Here is a 22054-nt window from a genome sequence, read left to right on the forward strand (position 1 = left end):
AAGCTTTTATTCTCGTAGCTGATTCCTATTATTAGACTTCTTGCATAACCTATCTTAGAAAGAGGGACTTGAAAGAAAGACGGAAGCACTTGCCACCGCAGCGTACACGCAAGTAACGTGAGGATGCAAGTACCGGATTAACGTACAAATCGCCTTTAGAAGGAGGTTATGCAAGAAGTCTATTTTCTAAATAACAAATAATATACAATATAAAACCATCCAAAAAATCCATGAATAATAGCCCATAATATTGATTTATTCACATTAAATGATATTACTATTGCAAGTATTGTTCCAAAAGCAATACCACCACCATATCCTAAGTAATTCATATATTGTATCCTTAATATTTTTGAGAGGATATATCCTATTTCAAAAAAACCTTATAATTTATAGCTAACAAGAGCAGAGAAGCCACAGACAAGAAACAACAGCAGTTATGAAATGTTCGGCATTCGAGGGCTTACAAAGACATTGCTGCCAATTTTTTAAGTTCTATCTTAATATATACGTTCCTTACAAAAGTAGAACTTTATATATTAATTATTTTTTTGCAGTAAGATTCCAAATTTTCTCTGCTTTACTTCCAAGCTACCAAAGCTTATTCCTAGAATTGTAAAAATACTGCTTTATGAGTTGTATTCAAAAAATCTTGTATATAAATTAATAAATAAAAAAGTAACCCGAATCCTTTAGTTACCGAATTATCTTGTTTTGAACCGTGATAAATAGCTGCTCAGACATCAAAGCAAATAATAAAGACCAATGAAATAATTCTATCGGCTTTACACCGGCTTTAAGTAATAATCTTCAGGATCATAATTTCCAAATATTGATAATAACCACATTGCAATAATGAGTATAATAAACCAACTACAAGAGTTACTTGAGTAAAATGATTGAATGTTTTATTTTCTTCTAGTGCAATAGCAGAGAATGCTAATATTCCTCCAAATAATATAAAACGTAATGGATAAATTCATACCTAAGTAATATGCTCCCCATCCTGACATATACCCGGTTTCTGCTCCTATCCAACTTACCTAGTGCAATTAAAGCAACGCACCAAATTAAATTTGATTTAGAGAAATATCCTAATATGGTATAAACAATAAAAGATAAAAGCAATAAAATGGAAAAATGTCCACTCCCTGAATCAAATGCTTTTCCTAGTTGATAATAGCACAAACAGTGGTTAAGACCCTCAAAATAATACTGACCCATTGCTAAAAATTTTCTCTGGTTTTTGTTGCTGTCTTTTAAAACCAACAAAATAAATTATTCCCGATAAAGTTGATAAGGTAATAAATTTCAGCAGATACGGGACATTAAAAATATATTCTAATAATTCGCGTATATAACGATCAGACAAAATAGCATTAACTATACATATTCAAAAAACCCAAAAAGAATATCTAGATAATTTCTTCCAATCAAAATTTAATATTTCTATATCGTGTTTAAGTAATATAGTTGTATTATCCAAGTAAACCGGCGTTATTCCATTTATTTAATGCTGAAAAAAGTATCTTTGCCTGTAAATTTAGCAATTTTCATAAGTTAATCTAAATATCTCCAAAATTTTAATAAAAAGATATTGTTAATATAAAATATGTCAAGCATTACTAGATTCTGTGGACAAACTACCTTTAAAAGGAGTATATGCAATAAGTCTAATGAGTATATAAGCCAATAAGTTTTGTTACTCATTACTTTAATGCTTTCTTTAGACAAAACAGTATTTGTTTTTGAGAAGAGATATAGGAAATTGAAAAAAGAAAAGAAATTATAGTCTTAAAAGCAAACAATTAGTTAAAGATAGTGACAGTAAATATTTGGACTGAGTAATTACTTATATTTGTATAAGTAATATACTAATTTAGTCTTTAAGGAGGTAATCCAGCCGCAGGTTCCCCTACGGCTACCTTGTTACGACTTCACCCCAGTCGCTAATTTTACCGTGGTTGGCTGCCTCTTGCGTTAGCTCACCACCTTCAGGTAAAACTAACTCCCATGGCGTGACGGGCAGTGTGTACAAGGCCCGAGAACGTATTCACCGCGGCATGCTGATCCGCGATTACTAGCGATTCCAACTTCATGCTCTCGAGTTGCAGAGAACAATCCGAACTGAGATGTCTTTTAGGGATTTGCTCCACGTCGCCGTCTTGCTTCCCTCTGTAAACACCATTGTAGCACGCGTGTAGCCCAACCCGTAAGGGCCATGATGACTTGACGTCGTCCCCACCTTCCTCCGGCTTATCACCGGCAGTTTTCTTATAGTTCCCGGCATTACCCGCTGGCAAATAAGAATGAGGGTTGCGCTCGTTGCGGGACTTAACCCAACATCTCACGACACGAGCTGACGACAGCCATGCAACACCTGTGTGTGGTCCAGCCGAGCTGAAGAAAAGCATCTCTGCGATCCGCGACCACCATGTCAAGGGTTGGTAAGGTTTTTCGCGTAACATCGAATTAAACCGCATGCTCCACCGCTTGTGCGAGCCCCCGTCAATTCCTTTGAGTTTTAATCTTGCGACCGTACTCCCCAGGCGGAGTGCTTAATGCGTTAGCTGCGAAAACCGAAAGAGAATCTTCCGATATCTAGCACTCATCGTTTACGGCGTGGACTACCAGGGTATCTAATCCTGTTTGCTCCCCACGCTTTCGTGCATCAGCGTCAGTTGTAGCCCAGACGACCGCCTTCGCCACCGGTGTTCCTCCTAATATCTAAGAATTTCACCTCTACACTAGGAATTCCATCATCCCCTACTACACTCTAGATTAGTAGTTTTGAAAGCAATTCCGAGGTTAAGCCCCGGGCTTTCACTTCCAACTTACTAAACCGCCTACGCACTCTTTACGCCCAGTAATTCCGAACAACGCTAGCCCCCTCCGTCTTACCGCGGCTGCTGGCACGGAGTTAGCCGGGGCTTTTTCTGCAAGTAACGTCATTATCTTCCTTGCTAAAAGAGCTTTACAACCCTAAGGCCTTCATCACTCACTCGGTATTGCTGGATCAGGCTTTCGCCCATTGTCCAATATTCCCCACTGCTGCCTCCCGTAGGAGTCTGGGCCGTGTCTCAGTCCCAGTGTGGCTGATCATCCTCTCAGACCAGCTACAGATCGTCGGCTTGGTGAGCTATTACCTCACCAACTACCTAATCTGACGCGGGCTCATCCATCAGCGATAAATCTTTCCTCCGCAGAGAATATACGGTATTAGCTTTTATTTCTAAAAGTTATTCCGTACTAATGGGTAGATTCCCACGTGTTACTCACCCGTCTGCCACTAACTAATTGGAGCAAGCCCCAAATTAGTCCGTTCGACTTGCATGTGTTAAGCATACCGATAGCGTTCGTTCTGAGCCAGGATCAAACTCTCAAGTTTGATTCTGTCAGTTTTACTTTAAAAATTGACAGGTTTAATTATCACTTTTGTGATATGTACATGTTTACTGTCACTATCTATATCTAATTATTTACTTTTAAAAACAGCTGCGACTTATTTTTCATTTATCGCTTTGGATAGATGTAGTTATATTCAATATAATCAGCTATGTCAACTACAATTTTGAAATTATTTTATTTTTGTTCTATATATCTAGATTTAGATCCTTCTTTAAACGGTTTATAATAATTACAAAACTTTAGTTAAAATCTAGTCTATATACTTCGCAGATGTCTATTACTCATTGATATAGTATTTATAAATAGCTATCTCAATCATAATTTTTCATGCTCATATAAAATATCATGAATAATTTGTAAATTCTTAACAGCATCCAAACCATCTAGTGGAGCAATCAAAGCTTTCCACAAAGCCCAACCTCGTGCTCTTGCCCAAGTATCATCATCTAATGCTAGCTGTTCTTTAAAAATTTCTCTTGCTTCATTTTGTAGAAAAGTCCAAATTATTACCAAATCACAAGCAGGATCACCAATACCCATACCTCCAAAATCGCTTACTGCATTAAGCTTACCATTTTTTATAATAATATTACCACTTGCAAAATCACCATGAATCCATACAGGTTTTTTATTCCACTGAGACTTTAATGCTTTTTCCCAAACAGATAGAACTTTATCTGCATCAACCAAATCTTTTAAATTTTTAATTGCTATTTTTGTCTCAAGGTCATAAACTGCAAGATCACCTCCACGCCAAAAGTTATGAGTACCTGGAACAGGTCCATCAATTATATCAATCTTATGCAATTCATTTAGAAATTTTGCTAGATCAGAAGCAATTAGAGATAAATTTAAGCTACTAGTATCAAAGCTATTTGCACTCTTTTCCTTCAATCCATTTATATATTGACCAATTCCAAGGATAATTTTTTGAAGGTTTACCTAAAGCTCAAGGCTTAGGGATATGAAATGACAAGTTAGGCGCTAATATTGGTAACCATTTGTGTTCTTTTGAAACCGCACCTACATATTTTGCTGCACTTGGTCATCTAATTAACATTTCATCGCCTAAATGAAAGGTTCTATTATCATAACCACTAAATTCAACCGGTTTGATAGGTAAATGAAACCATTTAGGGGATTGTTCTGTAATAAGCTCTTTTGCTAAAAACTCTGTGATTTCTACATTCATAACTTTGCTTTTTGTTTATGATTTGTGTTCATATTAGGTGATAAATAATTGATTCTAAATTTTCTTTAAGAACTGCATCCTCTAGTAAAATACTACATTTCCAAACGCTTAACCTTTAAATCCAATTCTTTTAAATCAAATTTTATATCGATTATTGCTCCCTCTGCTTCTCTGTTTGCTATATCTAGAATGCCGCAATGTTCTTCGACTATTCTTTTAACTATAGCAAGCCCTACTCCCATACCTTTACTGCTGGTCGTAACATAGCTTTCGGTAGCTTTGCCTATTAGCTCAGGCGGAAATCCTTTACCGTTATCCGTTACAATAACGCTAATAAACTCATCTTGAACATCTATAGTAACTTCTATTTTCCCTGATTCTCGTCCTTCTATTGACTCTTCTGCGTTTTTCAATAAATTGATCATAACTTGATTTATTTGGGTAGCATCACACATAAAATCAAATTGTTCTACGTTAGACTCAAATTTATACAAAATATGATCATTAAGTAATTTACGTGCTTCAACAATATGTTTAACTAAATAAACTAATTCACTCTTCGTAAATTTAGGAGCAGGAAGACGTGCAAAAAGAACAAATTCGGATACTATATTTTTAATATCGTTAGTATGGCGAATAATCATTTTTAAATAATTTTCAAATTCTACCCTTTCCTTAATTTCAGGGCTAAATTTCTTCAGCAATCTTTCAGAAGCAAGTAAAATAGGAGTTAACGGATTCTTGATTTCATGGGCTACTTTTTTTGCAACATCCGACCAAGCCATAGCCCTCTGTGCTATAACTAAATCACGCTGCTGGCGAGAAAGCTGCTTAATCATTCTATTAAATGCCACATAAAGCGTGCCTATTTCGTCTTTATCTACTTCATTTTCAGGCACTTGTACCGTTAAATCGCCGTCTTTAACGTTATCGGTTGCAGTAACTAATTTTTTAATAGGTTTTACTATTTTAGCAGTAAATATAACCCCGAAACTTATAGCTACAAAAAGAAGTAATAAGGCAATAAAGATAAACATTATAGAGAACTTAATCTGTATATTATCTATTTCATTTTTAAGGCTATTATACTCGGCAGCTGCTCCGTTAGTTGCATCTACATGGTCGATAATTTTATTATCTACTAATCTACCAACTAATAAATACACATCATTATACTCTTTTAATTTAATCAGCATTCTTATTTTGGTTGGATCGGATTTTACTTCCACCAGTTCACCTAAATCCGCTTTTTTTATTAAATGTGCAGGGATAGTTGCAAATGATAATGAAAAACTTAAATAACTATTAGCTACTATAGTATTAGTAGATTTGTTTAAAACTATAGCCTCATCAAGCGAACGCATCTCTGCTTCAGTATTAAGTGTTTTAGTAAATAAAGCGGGATTGTGAATTAAATCGTAATACATATCGCTTAAATCTTCAGCAACGGCTAAAGCCGTTTCTTTTAGCTGTAATTTATGCTCGGCAATATACGATTCTGCAACTATCACGGATTGATCAAGAACCGTAGAAATCTTCTTATCAAACCAAGCTTGAACACTAAGATTAAAAAAATAAACAGAAAATACCGAAACAATTATAGTTGGAATAGCTGCAACTAAACTAAAGGCAATTACAATACGATTTTGTAATTTAGAACTATCGTTATTATTATTTTTAGTAAAAAATTTTTGAGTTAGTACAACACCTAAAATTAAAAAAATTGCTAAATCAACTAATAAAAATCCAATAATCGTACTAAAATTCTTTGATTCTAAAGATATCACATAAAAAGTAGCACAAGCAAAAATAATAGCTGCTGTTGCTAAAGTAAAAATTAGTACTCTACTAGAAAAATTTTGTTTAAGATAACTAAGCATAGATACTGTTTATATGACTATAACAGTTCTTTATAACATAAAAAAAAGCTAATTGAAAATATTTCAAGTTTTAAGTGTCTTATTGTCATTTCTGCAAAAGCGGGGTGTTGTTGCATTGATTGTTTTTATGTCATTTTCCCGCGGAAGCGGGAATCCAGTCAAACATATAAATATAAAAACTTGTTTTTTTATTATATTTATTTCATCAAATACATAAAATTTTGTATGGCTATTTTTTGGATTCCTGCTTGCGCAGGAATGACATCTTGAACGTTCGTACAACACAAACACATGGTCAAGCAACTAGATGACAATAAAAAAAGCTAGAAATATTAATATTTCTAGCTTTATATTTAGTATGAAAATTGTTTGAAATTTTATTCATCAAACATTTTTTTACGAGCAAATTTTCTCTGTCTTCTTGCTGCTTCTTGTACTTTACGAACACGCTTCGCTGAAGGTGTTTCATAATAACGCTGTTCTTTCATCTTACGAAAATAAAGCTCTCTTTGTAGCTTTTTCTTAAAATTCTTAAGCGTATTATCACAATTACCGGCGTGAACATTTACTAGTATCACTAAAATTACTCTCCTTAAAAGATATTGTGGTTTATTGAACTATACCCTATAATTCAGTTATATGTCAAGGTTAAAAATATGAGCATTCAAGAAGAACACCATATCAAAAAAATAAGCTTCGTGCAATCTTTATTAGAATTATTACCGTTTAATGAATGGAATAATAAACTACTCGAAGAAGCAGAAGAACAATGCGGTTTCGCAAAAGGCTATAGCTTAATAGTTTTTCCAGAAGGTTTATCCGAAATAGTAGGATTCTTGGAAGAGTATTTAGATAATATTATGCTAGAAAGCTTAAAGATAATAGTAGAACCATCAAAAATAAGAGAAAAAATATCTTTGGCCGTAAAGACTAGGGTCAAAACCGTACTTCCTATTATTCATAGTAAGAATGCCGCTTATTTTGCATTAAACCCAATACAAGGAACTGAAGTTGCATTCCGTAGTTGTGATGCTATTTGGCGTTATGCCGGTGATAAATCTCTTGATTTTAACTATTATACCAAAAGAAGCTTATTGCTCTCGGTTTATGTTTCATCTATTCTTTTTTATATCCAAGACGAATCGGAAAATTATATTGAAACCGATAAATTGATTGAGACTGCCGTAGAAAATATAGTAAAAACTTTCTCACAGATGAAAAAATTACTCGCCCCTTCAAAGATCCCCATAGTTAGAATGTTTACGTAGATATGCTTAATTGGTAATATTAACTCCATATCAAATATAAAAATGCTATTGAAACTTATAAATAAAGTTAATAATGAATTACATTTAATCACTTGTCATAAGACTGTAAAAGAAGCTCAAGCATTGTTTAAACAACATGGTTCTAAATCAGAATCATTTGTTGATGAATTTTTAAAACAGAAATATCAAAAAGCGAATAAAGAAAATTCTAAATTTTAACTTGTAACCCAATAATGTCTTCTCATAACAATAATTCTTGATCTTCTTCCTTGATGGCTTTACTTGCGGAAGAAAAAGGACAGGAAAAAATTATCCGATATATACAGCAGACAAAGCTTGAGCTAGCTTACAATTAAGTTGCAATATTGTTTTGATTTGCTAATTCACATAATATGAAAACTCAATTTAAAAAAGCATGTTCTAATAAAGAACATGATAGAACATTAGTTAATAATCAAGTTATCCCTATAAGTTATTTCGGTGAAAATTCAAAAACACTAAAGAGACTTTTCTCTGAATAATTTAGATCTTCAAGAGAAGATAAATGATGACAAATATTATTCTTATAAAACAGAAAAGAAATATGTAAAGAATTTAATATTTAAAATCTGTGATTTGCTAGCTCTTATGAAAACTATTAATTTAGAGCAAAAACAAAAGCTCCTACTAAATTTAAGTAATAAAGTAGAAAGTGATGCTAAAGCACAGGGCCTTAGCGATTTAACAAAATATACTAGAGTTGAAGTAATGTTTAAATATTTAAATGAAGAGTGGCAGTATTTAGGATACGAAGCACAAATATTATCCGGCTTATGAAGCTGAAACGATAGCTAGTAACTAATAGTGAAATGAATTGAGTTAGACAAAATTTCTATATCATCTTTTAATCTGTAATACACCTTATTACTTTCTTAAATACCTTAAAAATTCTTGTATTATGACCTCTCTTGCATATAATGAAGATATTTTTAAAAATAATTTCTAAAATAATGACAAATACTAAATATTATCCTGAAGTTAGCTCGAATGCTGATTTTGCAGGCTTAGAGCGAGAGATACTAAAATTTTGGCAAGACAATACTATATTCCAAAAATCTATTGATGATAGGAACGGAGAGTCAGAATTTATTTTTTATGACGGCCCGCCTTTTGCAAACGGTTTGCCGCATTACGGTCATTTGCTTACCGGCTTTATTAAAGACGTATATGCTAGATACCAAACCATAAAAGGTAAGAAAGTCGAACGTCGCTTTGGTTGGGACTGTCACGGTCTTCCTGCTGAAATGCAATCAGAGAAAGAACTTGGCATTTCAGGACGTCTTGCAATAGCTAATTTTGGTATAGAAAAGTTTAATGCACATTGCAGAGCTTCGGTAATGAAATATGCTAATGATTGGGAAGAATATGTAACTCGTCAAGCAAGATGGGTGGATTTTAAAAATTCTTATAAAACGATGGATAAGAATTTTATGGAATCCGTACTTTGGGCATTTAAGGAGTTATATAATAAGGGGTTATTGTATGAATCTATGCGGGTAATGCCTTATTCTTGGGCATGCGAAACACCGCTTTCTAATTTTGAAACAAGACTTGATAATTCTTATCGTGAGCGAGCCGATAAAGCTGTAACGGTGAGTTTTGTACTATCTCATCCCGTGGCTACGACCACAGGATCTTTTAAAGAATACCGTATACTCGCTTGGACGACAACACCTTGGACATTGCCGTCAAATTTAGCCTTAGCAGTCGGTAGTGATATAGATTATGCATTAGTCCCTAAAAATGATGTTTGTTATATAATAGCTGCCTATTCCGTCTCTAAATATGCTAAAGAATTAGGACTTAGCGGTGAAGAAAATTTTGAGATAATTAAAGGCTCAGCACTTCAAGGATTGAACTATAAATCTTTATTCGACTATTTCGAGAATCATCCAAACAGCTTCAAGATATTTGCAGGCGATTTCGTGGTTGAGGGTGACGGCACAGGAGTCGTACATATGGCTCCAGGTTTTGGTGAAGATGACCAAATACTTTGTGAATCGAAAGGTATTGAGCTTGTTTGTCCTGTTGATAATAGCGGTAAATTCACTAAAGAAATTCCTGATTTAGAGGGCTTACAAGTATTTGATGCAAATGACAAAATAATAATCAAACTGAAAGAGCAAGGAAATTGGCTAAAAACCGAGCAGTATATTCATAATTATCCTCATTGCTGGCGAACAGATACGCCTCTTATATATAAGGCTGTTCCGTCATGGTACGTAAAGGTTACGCAATTTAAAGATAGAATGGTAGAGTTAAATCAGCAAATTAACTGGATACCTTTCCATGTTAAAGATAATTTATTTGGTAAGTGGCTTGAAAATGCCCGTGATTGGTCGATAAGCCGTAATAGATTCTGGGGAACGCCGCTACCTGTATGGAAGTCCGATGATCCAAAATATCCACGCATAGACGTTTACGGCTCTATAGAGGAATTAGAGAAAGATTTTGGTGTTAAAGTTACTGATTTACATCGTCCGTTTATCGATGAACTGACAAGACCAAATCCCGACGATCCAACCGGTAAATCAACAATGCGTAGAATAGAAGATGTGTTTGATTGCTGGTTTGAAAGCGGTTCAATGCCATATGGGCAAGCCCATTACCCTTTTGAAAATAAAGAGTGGTTTGAGGATCATTTTCCGGCTGATTTTATAGTTGAGTATTCAGCTCAAACACGCGGATGGTTTTATACTTTAATGGTGCTATCTACCGCTTTATTTGATCGCCCACCGTTTTTAAATTGTATATGCCACGGCATAATTTTAGACTCTACAGGTCAAAAACTTTCAAAGCGTCTTAATAACTACGCCGATCCGCTGGAGCTATTTGATAAATACGGCTCTGACGCTTTAAGAGTTACGATGTTATCTTCAAACGTTGTTAAAGGTCAGGAGCTATTAATTGATAAAGACGGCAAAATGGTATTTGATACGCTTCGTCTATTTATCAAACCTATATGGAATGCTTACCATTTCTTTACGATGTATGCTAATGCCGATTCGCTTAAAGGCAAGCTTAATTTTAGCTCTAAAAACGTACTTGATGTTTATATATTATCTAAGCTTAAAATAGCCGTACAAAAAATTGAAGAGAGCTTAGATAATTTCGATACGCAAACAGCTTATCATGCAGTTTCAGAATTTTTTGAAGTTTTGAATAACTGGTATATAAGACGAAGCCGAGCTAGATTTTGGACAAGCGAAAAAGATACAGATAAGCAAAATGCTTATAATACTCTATATTCATGTTTAGACACCATGGCTATTGCGATGTCGGCACTAGTGCCTATGATTTCGGAAGCGATATATAAGGGATTACGTCATTGTGAGGAGCGTAACGACACGGCACTCTCAGGAAAATCCAACGTCATTGCGAGGAAAGACACAAGTCTTGACAAAGCAATTTCAGGAGTATCTCATAAGATTGCCACGGCACTTTCAGTGCCTCGCAATGACGCGATTAGCGTACATCTCTGCAACTACCCTACTCTCTCAGACTTTGAAATAAATCACGAGCTGGTTGCTACTATGGATAACGTGCTTGATATTTGCAGTAATAGCCTATTTATCCGAAGCACTGAAAATATCAGGGTAAGGCAACCACTTGCTAGCATAGCTATTATCAGTAAACATAATAACAACCTCAAAGATTTTGAAGATTTAATTAAAGATGAAATTAATGTTAAGGCAGTAATTTATCGTGACGATCTAGAGAATTACGCAAGCAAAAAACTATCGATTAATTTCCCAATGCTTGGCAAACGTTTGCCGCATAAAATGAAAGAGATTATAGCAGCTTCTAAAAAAGGTGAGTGGGAAGCTATCGCAGGCGGTTTAGCTATATGCGGTGAAACCTTAAATAGTGACGAATATAAGCTAGTTTTAGAGCCGTATTCACATATCAAAGGAGCAGCAAGTTTTCAGAATAATAGTAGCTTGTTAATACTTGATTTAGAGCTAACACCTGAGTTAATAGAAGAAGGATACGCAAGAGACATTGTACGCTTTATACAACAGGCTCGAAAAGATGCCGATTTCTCTATCACTGACAGGATTTTAATTGAGATAATAAGCGAGTTTAATTTATCTAAGATAATTGATAATTATGGAGACTTTATTAAAGAACAAACTTTAGGCGAGTTTGCTAAAAATTTCACGCCTGATTATGTAAGTAAAGTAGAATTAGAGAACCATCAAATACAACTTAAAGTTAAGAAATCGTAAATTATTTTACTATCAATTAAGATGTTGATAATTTACTTAGATTAATCTATAGTACGCACGCTATAAATTAATTTAAGGTAAATTATCATGCACAACTCCTCCACAGCTCCAGGGGGTTCTCAAATAAAAAGAACTACTAAGCCGGAAACTACTAAAACAGAAAATGTAATAACTCTAGGGTATTTAAAACAATATTTTGATGCGTTTCATCCTAAAGACGGGACAGCATTAAATATTATAGCTAGCTTAGATGATCCGAATTTAAATAAAATAAATCTCATGGAAGACCTTATATCGCAAGGTGTAAAATAAATACAAAGCATTAGAATTTGCACTGAAAAACAATAATGCACAAGCTGAATATTTACTTAATCATCTTACGTTTGAACCTAATCCCAGTCTAATACAAGCAATACACAATAAAAGTTTAATTTTAGTAAAGTATTTTGTAGAAGAAAAAGGAGTGAATGTAAATTTTAGTCATTATGGTTCTAATACACTAAATGTTACTGCCGGTTTGGAAGAACCTTACAAAATAGACATTACATGTGATCTTTTAATAAAAGGAGCAACTTATTTAAATACAACCTTAGAAGAAGCAGCACAAGGTGGTCAAAATGTAAACGATCTTCATAAGCAAATCTTTTTTAAAGCAATAAACGAAAATAAGCTTGAAGTAATTAAAAAATTTGTTGAAATATACGGTTTTGATGTTAATACTGAATATCGTTTAACACACCATTAAGTACCGCAAATTTAAAAAATAGAAAAGAAATTGCAAAGTATCTTTTATCTAAAAACGCTAATTTAGATGTAGCTCTAGAAGTAGCAATAATATACGGTAATTTAAATGCGGTAAAAACATTATTAGATGCAAACGATTAACGGCAATACAGATGTATCACCTTTAATGCTTGCATCAGAGTATGGGCAGGTCACAATAGTAAAATATTTACTTAAACACGGTAACTATAATGTTAAAGGATGGGAAAAAGATAACTTACATAGCGATGTATCGTGTCAACTCACTCAAATCACTGAGATTTCTACATTGTGTGAAAAAGCTAATAATCCTAACCACCAATATATTAGAGACGATATGAAAAACACGTATATCATCACATTATGACGGATATAAGAATTTATCATCAGAACAAATAAAGCAAAAATTTTCTAAATTCAAAAAACAACTATCTAAAGATTTACAAAATTTCGCAGAAATTAAAGCACTGTTAGAAGATTATTCTAGCGGGAAGAAAATTCCAATAAATACAAATACTGTAGTAGAAGACGAGGGCTATGTTTCTGATTTTAAGGTTGAAACTGAAAAACCTAACACAGGCTCTAGGTTAGAACATACTCCTTCTAAATCAGGTATATTTCGCACTTTTGCCCTTGAGAGACTTGATGAAGAAACGTCTTTAGGCGGTGATATAAAAATATTTGATTCTGAGCTTTAATAATGTCATTCCTACGATAAGATTGCTTCATTGCCTGCTCTTATGTCATTCCTGCATAGACGTTGTTGCGTGGACCAGTTTCCTAATTGTTACCCTGTGGCTTGTCCATGGGGTCTAGTTAAAAATACTAATATTATTAGTATTTTTAACTATATTGCTTAATCAAAACTTACAATTTGCCTCACAATGACGACAAAACCTCTTACACATTTATTAGATACATATATATTACCACAAAACATGAGGATCATATTTCATGGTAATATATACTTTTTTATAAAAAAATCTAATTAAAATACGGAGGAACCATGGCTCATCCAAATCTTACGGAAGGAAATAATTATTTTAGGAATGAGAAATTATAAAGAAGCTATAGACATGTATAGTAAAATACACAAAAGCTCTAATTATTATCAAGAAGCACAATATTATTTAGGAGAGTGTTACCTTAATCAAGAAGAATTTACAGAAGCTGTAGAGGCATATAATAAGGTAAACAAAAATCATTATCTATTTGAAAAAGCTAGCTCAAATATTTCAGTTATTGAGCAAAATTTTGACTTAATTAATTCTAAATAAATGAATATAGTAAACTGATCTCCATTTTGTACTTCGTTGTTCGTTGTCTTGCCTATTAATATATAGGCTCTACCCTTACGCTTGTCATAAAATGGAGCTGAGTTTACTATAGTAGCGAATTATAAGCAAAAGACAATATATTAGGTTCTGTGAAGGAAAATTAAATTAATCTATTTTTGCTCTTCTTTGCTGCAAATTATAAGATTGTTTTGAAATAGGAACAACTATTACTGCAAACATCTTATTAATTTGCGCTAAAAAATATCTGAAAATATAAATAATGGAATTATCCTTTACAGAATCTAATATATCAAGCAAATTCTAATAATACCTGCCCTCTTATAACATTATCCTTTTCATTAACAAAAATTTTAGCTATTTTTCCATCTCTTTCGGCAAGAATCAGGTTTTCCATTTTCATAGCAGTTAAAATCATAATTTCTTGTCCTGCCGTCACTTCCTGCCCTTCTTTCACCTTTATCGCAGCAATCTGACCGCTTAGAGGAGCTTGTAGTTCGGAGCTTTCTTCCACCACTACTTTTGAGACCATCAACGCTTCAAGTTCTGAGATACGAGGAGAGCGTACAAAGGCTTTTACGCTAATACCGGCATGCGATAATAAATAACCGGTTCTGATATTCTCAATTTTCACATTTGTCTTTTTACCATTAATTATAGCTGTAAAAAGTTCATTACCTAAATTCCAGTTACTACGAATATATATTCTATCGCTTTCGTGACGTATATTATAGCCGTTTTCAACAGGTGTAATTAATACAGGAAATAGCTTATCATCGATAGTTACTACCCACCTTGTACCTATTTTGTTAGCCTGATTGTTAATATTGCCAGAAATTAAAGAAGCACGTCTTTGCTCCGATATATAAATAAAAATAGCCGTTGCTAAAAATACGGTAGTTACTTCTGAAGTTAGACTAGCTCCGGAAAAACCGTCAGGATATTCTTCTTGAATAAAGGCAGTAGAAATATCGCCGTTAACAAAGCGTGGATGTAGCATTACCGCTTCTAAGAAACTGATATTATGAGCAATACCGTTAATTATATAAGAACTCAAAGCAGAATGCATTAGCTCAATTGCCTGCTCTCTTGTTTCACCGTAAGTACATAATTTTGCAATCATTGAGTCATAAAACATACTTACTTCGCCGCCAAGCCCAATCCCTGTATCTATACGGATATTAGGACTCTTTGCAGGTTCGGAATAAGCTATAATTCTACCGCTAGAAGGTAAGAAACCTCGGCTTGGGTTTTCGGCACAAATTCGTGATTCAAATGCCCAACCTTTTAATTTTACGTCATCTTGTGTAAATGATAATTTCTCGCCGGCTGCGATTTGTATCATCTCTTCAACGATATCTATACCGGTAATTAGCTCAGTAACAGGATGCTCGACTTGCAACCTAGTATTCATCTCTAAAAAATAGAAATTTTTATTGCTATCTACTATAAACTCAACGGTACCGGCCGAATAATATCCAACTTTTTGAGATAAGGATATTACCTGCCGATACATTTCTTGCCTTATATCTTCAGTAATAAAAGAACTTGGTGCTTCTTCGATTACTTTTTGATGGTGACGCTGTATTGAACATTCCCGCTCTCCGAGACATACACTATTGCCGTATTGATCGGCAATTAGCTGAATTTCGATATGACGGGGAGTTTGAATTAACTTCTCAATAAATAATCTATCGTCACTAAAACTATTGGCTGCTTCAAGCTTTGCCGACTCAAAAGCATTGGCCATTTCAGCGGGATTATTCACTACTCTCATACCACGTCCACCGCCGCCGGCAGCCGCTTTTACTATTACCGGAAAACCAATCTCTTTAGCAATATCTATAGCTTGTTTAACATCGTTTATAGTTCCCATATAACCTGGCACGGTGCTAACTCCGGCTTCTATCGCTATCTTTTTTGCTTCGATTTTATCGCCCATTTTTTTAATAGTTCCGGCACTCGGTCCTATTAAAACAACACCTTCTCTTTTAAGAATATTGGCAAAATTTGGATTTTCTGATAAAAAACCGTAACCTGGATGTACTGCACTTGCGCCACTTTCACGAATCGCCGAAATAATATTTTTAATAGATAAATAACTTTCCGTTGCAGGGGAATCACCTATATAATAAGCCTCATCTGCATGCTGCACATACATTGAGTTTGTATCTGCTTCAGAATATACTGCAACCGACTTTATCCCATCTTTTTTAAGGTACGTATTATCCTAACGGCGATCTCGCTACGATTAGCAATTAAAATTTTATCAAATAATGGTTTATTCATAGTTTTTTATATCCTAATGTCACCCAGTGGCTTGACCACGGGGTCTTGTGTCACAGGCTGTATTCTGAGATCCCATGGTCACGCCACGGGATGACAGCTAAAGCGGCAAATTATCATGCTTCTTCCAAGGCAGTTCTACTTTTTTAGTACGCAGGAAATTTAACGCCTTACATATTCGCCATCTGGTATTTTGCGGTCTTATAATATCATCCAAATATCCCCTAGATGCTGCAACAAAAGGCGAAGTTACTACTTTCCTATATTCATCGATTTTTTGTTTTTTAGCTTCAGGGTTTTTACATTCTTCCTTAAATATTATCTCGGCTGCTCCCTCTGCCCCCATAACAGCGATTTCCGAATTAAACCAAGCATAGTTTATATCGCCTCTAAGATGCTTGGAGTTCATAACTATATAAGCACCTCCATAAGCCTTACGGGTAATTACAGTAATCTTCGGCACTGTAGCTTCCGCATAAGCGTATAACAGCTTAGCCCCGTGTTTAATAATACCGTCATGCTCTTGGGATGTACCAGGCAGAAATCCAGGCACATCAACAAGACTTACTATAGGAATATTGAAAGCATCACAAAATCTAACAAATCTTGCTGCTTTTCTTGAGGCGTTTATATCTAAACATCCTGCTAAATGCAAAGGCTGATTAGCCACAAATCCTACCGGATAACCTTCCATATAACCAAAGCCAATAATGATATTCTTAGCAAAATCAGGTTGTAGTTCAAAAAATTCTCCCTCATCAACGATACGCTCAACAAGCTCTTTCATATCATAAGGCTTATTAGGAGTGTTAGGTATTAACGTGCTAAGAGACATATCAACTCTATCGGCAGGATCAACAGTCGAACGAACAGGAAGAGGACTACGATTGGATGACGGAAGGAAATTAAAGAATTTACGAATTTCAAGCAATGCTTCTATATCATTGTTAAATGCAAGATCGGCAACGCCGCTTTTAGTGGTATGCATCCTAGCACCGCCGAGCTTTTCTTGGCTTACTTCTTCACCCGTAACGGTTTTTACTACATCGGGACCAGTTACGAACATATAAGAACTATTCTTAACCATAAATATAAAATCGGTTAAGGCAGGAGAATATACCGCACCACCGGCACAAGGGCCCATAATTAGGGTAATTTGAGGGATGACACCCGACGCTAAAACATTACGCTGAAATAATTCACCGTATCCGGCCAGAGCATCAACCCCTTCTTGAATTCTTGCTCCCCCTGAGTCGTTAATACCGATTACGGGAGCACCGGTTTCTATAGCTTGATCGATAATATCACAGATTTTCTTAGCATGATATTCGCCGAGAGAGCCACCGAGTACGGTAAAATCTTGGCTATAAATAAATACCAACCTACCGTTTATCGTACCGTGTCCCGTTACAACGCCGTCACCTAAAAACTTTTTATCCTGCATCCCAAAATTATCGCATCTATGGGATACAAACATACCTGTTTCGGTAAAGCTATTCGGATCTAATAATACTTCTATGCGTTCTCGTGCAGTTAACTTACCTTTTTGATGTTGTGCGTTGATCCTAGCTTCACCGCCCCCTTGCCTTGCAATATTTCTTCTCTCATCCAATAACTCAGGAGAGATTATATTACTTTGATTCATAGATTATTTATAGTTTTATTTTCCAAAATATCCATAATATAATATAATAATGCTAATGTGAAAAGATAATTATTTATGTCATCTACCAACTATATCAAAGAAGCACCGAAAAAAGCCAAATCACCGGCTAAATTTGATAATTTATCAACTGCCTTAAAAAAGAATTTACAAAGAAGAAAGAAAGTTAAAACGAAAGATACTACAAGCCAAGCTTTATCTGCATTACAAACAATAGTCAAAAATTACACTGATTCTACGGACGAAAACATTTCTCTTGTAGATGAATTAATAAAATCAAGATGCTTAGAAACAGAAAGTAAATAAGCACCACATTTGACATATTAATATAAATTGTTAATATTTGGGGAGTTTAGGTTTTGTTGCATAGCTCGCTTATGTTATTCCCGCATAGGCGGGAATCCAGGGTAAAGCGAGATAAATCGAGTTTTTAGTTTTAAAAACTTACTGTATTTATATTTTTTAATTACTGGATTCCTGTTTTCACGGGAATGACATAAGAGTCACCCAATAAAATTAGCATTTAAAATATTTTATATCATGGACACAAACAAATTATATCTTTTCAAAGATAGACGATTTTTACCGAATTTTATAGTGCAGTTATGCGGTTGTCTTAATGATAATATATTAAAAAATGCTCTGGTAATCCTTATAACTTATGGTATTTCAGGAGCTTTAAGTAAATATAATAATCTACTTGTTTTAATTGCTAATGCTACTTTTGTATTACCTTTTATAATATTCGCAAGCATAGCAGGACAAATTGCCGATAAATACGAGCGTACAAATCTTATTAAAATTATTAAGATTTGTGAAATCGGTATAATTGCCTTTGCAATTTACGGATTTCATCATAATAATCTGTTAATCCTGTTTTGTTCTATTTGCTTAATGGGTATACATTCTACTTTTTTCGGTCCAATCAAATATAGCGTATTACCTGATCACCTAAATAAAGACGAACTACTTGGAGCTAACGGCTTTGTTGAAGCCGGAACTTTTATCGGTATTTTTATCGGTACTATAATCGGCAGCTATTATACAATCAGCAATAATTTTATAATTTATTCCTTAATTACCATCGCTTTTCTTGGCTTTATTACAAGCCTTTTTTCCCAAAATCTAAAAACGTAAATCGTGATATTAAACTAAATTTTAATATTATAGATGAAAGCATAAATATGATTAAATATGCCAAAGCAAAAAAACAGATATATTTAGCTATACTTGGTATTTCATGGTTTTGGTTTATCGGAGCTGCTATAATTTCTCAAATACCTTTACTTGCTAAGATAACTTTTAAAGCTGATGAGAATGTTGCTAATTTATTTTTAGCGGTTTTCTCGCTTGGTGTTGGGGTCGGTTCGTTTTTATGTAGCAAAATATTTGAAGATGAGATTACCGTTAAATATCTATTTATTTCAGCCCTAGGCATTAGTATTTTCGGTATTGATTTATTCTTTGCAAGTAGAATTAGCTCAGTTAACTACGAACCTACTCAGCTAAAAAGTATTTTAGTATTTTTATCGAAAAGACATAATTGGCGCATAGTTATAGATTTATTGTTCTTAGCGGCAATAGGCGGATTATATATCGTTCCGCTTTTTGCAATATTACAGCATTACGCAAACCCTACTCATCGTAGTCGAATTATTGCCGTTAACAATCTTATCAATTCCATTTTCATGGTGGGATCCACAATAATTCTATCTTTATTATTTTACCTAAATTTCACTATACCCTGGATTATATTATTTATTAGCCTAGCTAATATAATCGTTACTATACATATTTACCGTTTAATACCTGAAGTTAAAATTATTCCATTTAAGCTATTGCGAAGAATATTCCAAATCTGTTTTGATCTTATGTATAATGTTGAAGTTAAAGGATTTGAAAATTTTCAAAAAGCAGGTAAAAAAGTAGTAGTGGTCGCTAACCATATTTCATATCTAGATCCGCCGCTAATTGCTACTTACTTACGAGAAGAAATGACTTTTGCAATTAGTCCCGATATACAAAAAATATGGTGGATTAAACCGTTTTTACGTATGGCAAGAACTTTGCCGGTTGATCCAAGTAACCCAATGGCAATAAAGACTTTAGTAAAAGAAGTACAAAAGGATCAGAAAGTAGCAATTTTCCCTGAAGGTAGAATAAGCGTTACCGGCTCTTTAATGAAAATATACGAAGGACCGGGAATGATCGCCGATAAAGCCGGTGCTACCGTCTTACCGGTTAGAATAGACGGTACTCAATTTACTCATTTATCAAAATTAAAAAACATATTAAAAAGAAAAATATTTCCTAAAATTACTATAACCGTTTTACCGCCGGTAAAATTCGCTAATATGGATGCTACAAGCAATCAAGAACGACGCAGTTATATATCTAGGACTCTTTATGATATCATGGCTGACATGATGTTTGAAAGTTCAGACTATCAAAATACTGTATTCTCATCTCTTATAGAAGCTGCTAAAATTCATGGATTTAAGAAAAAAATAGTTGATGATTTTGAAAATAATGCGGTTACTTATCGAGATTTAATATTAAAATCTTTTATCCTAGGTGATTTAATCAAAAAGAATAATATCTTTGGCAGAAATTTAGGCTTAATGTTGCCTAATACCACGAATACGTTAATTACTTTTTACGCTATGCAATCTAGCGGTTATGTTCCTGCTATAATTAACTGGAGCAGCGGCATAAGTACTATTATTAACTCCTGTAAACTTGCACAAATTAAAGTAGTTTACACTTCAAAACAATTTATTGAGAAAGCAAATTTACATGAATTAATAACTAACTTATTAGATTTCGGTATTAAAATAATATATTTAGAAGATTTTAAAAATCAGATTGGTACAGCCCTAAAACTAAAAGCAAAAATAGGAAGTTATTGTGCCCAAACTTATTACAATTATTTTTGTCGTAATCGTGATGACGAAAAACCGGCAGTGATAATTTTTACTTCGGGTACTGAAGGTGAACCTAAAGCCGTATTATTATCTCACAGAAATTTACAAACTAATAGATATCAAATAACCGCTAAAGTACCTTTTAGCCCTGAAGATATAGTATTTAATGCGCTACCGCTATTTCATTGTTTTGGTTTTAGTGGTGCAATTATTACAACTTTAAACGGTATTAAGCTGTTTCTATATCCTTCTCCACTAAATTATCGTAGCATTCCTGAAGTTATATACGATATTGGAGCAACTATATTAATTTCTACCGATACTTTTTTAAACGGTTATGCTAATTACGCTCACCCATATGATTTTTACTCATTACGCTATATATTTGCCGGTAGCGAGAAATTAAAAGAATCTACACGACAATTTTGGCTTAATAAGTATGGCATACGTATTTTTGAAGGATATGGGATTACAGAAGCCTCACCTATTATAGCTTGCAATACCCCTATGCATAATAAAGCAGGCACGGTAGGAAGATTATTACCGAAAATTGATTATAAGCTTGAGAAAGTAGAGGGAATAAATGAAGGGGGACGTTTATTCATTAAGGGTCCTAACATCATGCTTGGTTACTTGGACTTAGAAGGTCACCGTACTTATAAAGAATGGTACGACACAGGCGATATAGTCAAAATCGATTCTGAAGGATATATAACAACTCTAGGACGTTTAAAACACTTTGCTAAAATAGCAGGGGAAATGATATCTCTTACAAAAATTGAAGAACTTGCAAGCGAAATTGATCCTGATTCCTTGCACGCTGCTATTTCTATTCCCGATAAAACGCACGAAGACAAGATTATTTTACTTACTACCGGTTCCAATATAAATAGAGAGAACTTTGCAGATGCTGTATCTAAAGCTCAAATTCCTTTACTACATTTACCGAAAGTAATTATTACCGATTCAGAAGTACCTCTACTTACAAACGGCAAAATTGATTATCTTGAGATTATGAAAAACGTGGATAGATTTTAACGTCATTGCGACTGCAAGGAGCGTGGAAATCTCAGGAATCGTGCCTGAGATTTCTTTGTCGACGCCTATG

17 protein-coding genes, 1 rRNA gene and 2 pseudogenes are annotated in these 22054 nt (G+C 34.1%); 12 read left to right on the top strand and 8 right to left on the bottom strand.

Annotated features, from left to right (window positions below; translation table 11 throughout):
* Positions 1 to 179: 179 nt before the first annotated feature.
* From ACSFFC_RS00150 to rpsU, 6 genes are all read right to left on the bottom strand, one after another.
* Complete coding sequence (locus ACSFFC_RS00150; protein ID WP_014410915.1) at positions 180 to 332, bottom strand: hypothetical protein; 153 nt, start codon at positions 330 to 332, stop codon at positions 180 to 182.
* A 1555-nt stretch (positions 333 to 1887) separates the two neighbouring features.
* Positions 1888 to 3388: ribosomal RNA gene (locus ACSFFC_RS00155) — 16S ribosomal RNA — on the bottom strand.
* 335 nt (positions 3389 to 3723) lie between these two features.
* The gene (locus tag ACSFFC_RS00160) at positions 3724 to 4302 is read right to left on the bottom strand and encodes a phosphotransferase (RefSeq protein ID WP_014410917.1); all 579 of its coding nucleotides are present in this window, start codon (positions 4300 to 4302) and stop codon (positions 3724 to 3726) included.
* Between the two features lie 151 nt (positions 4303 to 4453).
* Positions 4454 to 4600, bottom strand: a complete 147-nt coding sequence (locus tag ACSFFC_RS00165) for a hypothetical protein (RefSeq protein ID WP_014410918.1) — start codon at positions 4598 to 4600, stop codon at positions 4454 to 4456.
* A 92-nt stretch (positions 4601 to 4692) separates the two neighbouring features.
* Positions 4693 to 6480 carry a sensor histidine kinase NtrY-like gene (locus ACSFFC_RS00170; protein WP_014410919.1) on the bottom strand — a complete coding sequence of 596 codons (1788 nt, stop codon included), beginning with the start codon at positions 6478 to 6480 and terminating at the stop codon, positions 4693 to 4695.
* 377 nt (positions 6481 to 6857) lie between these two features.
* Positions 6858 to 7058: a 30S ribosomal protein S21 gene (gene rpsU, locus ACSFFC_RS00175; protein ID WP_004997902.1), complete on the bottom strand. Its 201-nt coding sequence runs from the start codon at positions 7056 to 7058 to the stop codon at positions 6858 to 6860.
* Between the two features lie 78 nt (positions 7059 to 7136).
* Between rpsU and ACSFFC_RS00180 the strand changes: the two genes are divergently transcribed.
* The 10 genes from ACSFFC_RS00180 (at position 7137) to ACSFFC_RS00225 (ending at position 14055) form a co-directional block, all read left to right on the top strand.
* Positions 7137 to 7748, top strand: a complete 612-nt coding sequence (locus tag ACSFFC_RS00180; RefSeq protein WP_014410920.1) for a COQ9 family protein — start codon at positions 7137 to 7139, stop codon at positions 7746 to 7748.
* A gap of 42 nt (positions 7749 to 7790) precedes the next feature.
* Complete coding sequence (locus ACSFFC_RS00185; RefSeq protein ID WP_014410921.1) at positions 7791 to 7967, top strand: hypothetical protein; 177 nt, start codon at positions 7791 to 7793, stop codon at positions 7965 to 7967.
* 173 nt (positions 7968 to 8140) lie between these two features.
* Positions 8141 to 8269 (top strand): hypothetical protein, encoded by a 129-nt coding sequence (locus ACSFFC_RS00190; RefSeq protein WP_269208348.1) that lies wholly within the window; start codon positions 8141 to 8143, stop codon positions 8267 to 8269.
* 106 nt (positions 8270 to 8375) lie between these two features.
* Positions 8376 to 8564 carry a hypothetical protein gene (locus ACSFFC_RS00195; protein WP_014410922.1) on the top strand — a complete coding sequence of 63 codons (189 nt, stop codon included), beginning with the start codon at positions 8376 to 8378 and terminating at the stop codon, positions 8562 to 8564.
* Between the two features lie 173 nt (positions 8565 to 8737).
* Positions 8738 to 12016: an isoleucine--tRNA ligase gene (gene ileS / locus ACSFFC_RS00200; RefSeq protein WP_014410923.1), complete on the top strand. Its 3279-nt coding sequence runs from the start codon at positions 8738 to 8740 to the stop codon at positions 12014 to 12016.
* An 87-nt stretch (positions 12017 to 12103) separates the two neighbouring features.
* A complete protein-coding gene (locus ACSFFC_RS00205) occupies positions 12104 to 12328 on the top strand; it encodes a hypothetical protein (protein ID WP_014410924.1) in 225 nt (74 codons plus the stop codon).
* Between the two features lie 151 nt (positions 12329 to 12479).
* Complete coding sequence (locus ACSFFC_RS00210) at positions 12480 to 12761, top strand: hypothetical protein (protein WP_010977551.1); 282 nt, start codon at positions 12480 to 12482, stop codon at positions 12759 to 12761.
* On the top strand, positions 12740 to 12901 hold the full coding sequence (locus tag ACSFFC_RS00215) for an ankyrin repeat domain-containing protein (RefSeq protein ID WP_146709550.1): 162 nt from the start codon (positions 12740 to 12742) through the stop codon (positions 12899 to 12901). The genes ACSFFC_RS00210 and ACSFFC_RS00215 overlap by 22 nt, the downstream gene beginning before the upstream one ends.
* Before the next feature lie 25 nt (positions 12902 to 12926).
* Positions 12927 to 13145: a hypothetical protein gene (locus ACSFFC_RS00220; RefSeq protein ID WP_041472296.1), complete on the top strand. Its 219-nt coding sequence runs from the start codon at positions 12927 to 12929 to the stop codon at positions 13143 to 13145.
* Positions 13146 to 13827: 682 nt separating this feature from the next.
* Entirely contained in the window at positions 13828 to 14055 is a 228-nt protein-coding gene (locus ACSFFC_RS00225; RefSeq protein ID WP_012719897.1) for a tetratricopeptide repeat protein, read from the top strand.
* A gap of 310 nt (positions 14056 to 14365) precedes the next feature.
* Here ACSFFC_RS00225 and ACSFFC_RS00230 read toward each other — a convergent pair.
* Positions 14366 to 16362: pseudogene (locus ACSFFC_RS00230) on the bottom strand (acetyl-CoA carboxylase biotin carboxylase subunit).
* A 97-nt stretch (positions 16363 to 16459) separates the two neighbouring features.
* Entirely contained in the window at positions 16460 to 18004 is a 1545-nt protein-coding gene (locus ACSFFC_RS00235; protein ID WP_004997890.1) for an acyl-CoA carboxylase subunit beta, read from the bottom strand.
* Between the two features lie 75 nt (positions 18005 to 18079).
* Here ACSFFC_RS00235 and ACSFFC_RS00240 point away from each other — a divergent pair, with 75 nt between their 5' ends.
* Together ACSFFC_RS00240 and ACSFFC_RS00245 are read left to right on the top strand one after the other, a co-directional pair.
* On the top strand, positions 18080 to 18328 hold the full coding sequence (locus ACSFFC_RS00240; protein WP_004997887.1) for a hypothetical protein: 249 nt from the start codon (positions 18080 to 18082) through the stop codon (positions 18326 to 18328).
* A gap of 234 nt (positions 18329 to 18562) precedes the next feature.
* Positions 18563 to 21984 (top strand): annotated as a pseudogene (locus tag ACSFFC_RS00245) (acyl-[ACP]--phospholipid O-acyltransferase).
* Positions 21985 to 22054 lie beyond the last annotated feature (70 nt).

The sequence above is a fragment of the Rickettsia parkeri genome (genome assembly GCF_051427245.1).
GTDB classification, from domain to species: domain Bacteria; phylum Pseudomonadota; class Alphaproteobacteria; order Rickettsiales; family Rickettsiaceae; genus Rickettsia; species Rickettsia rickettsii.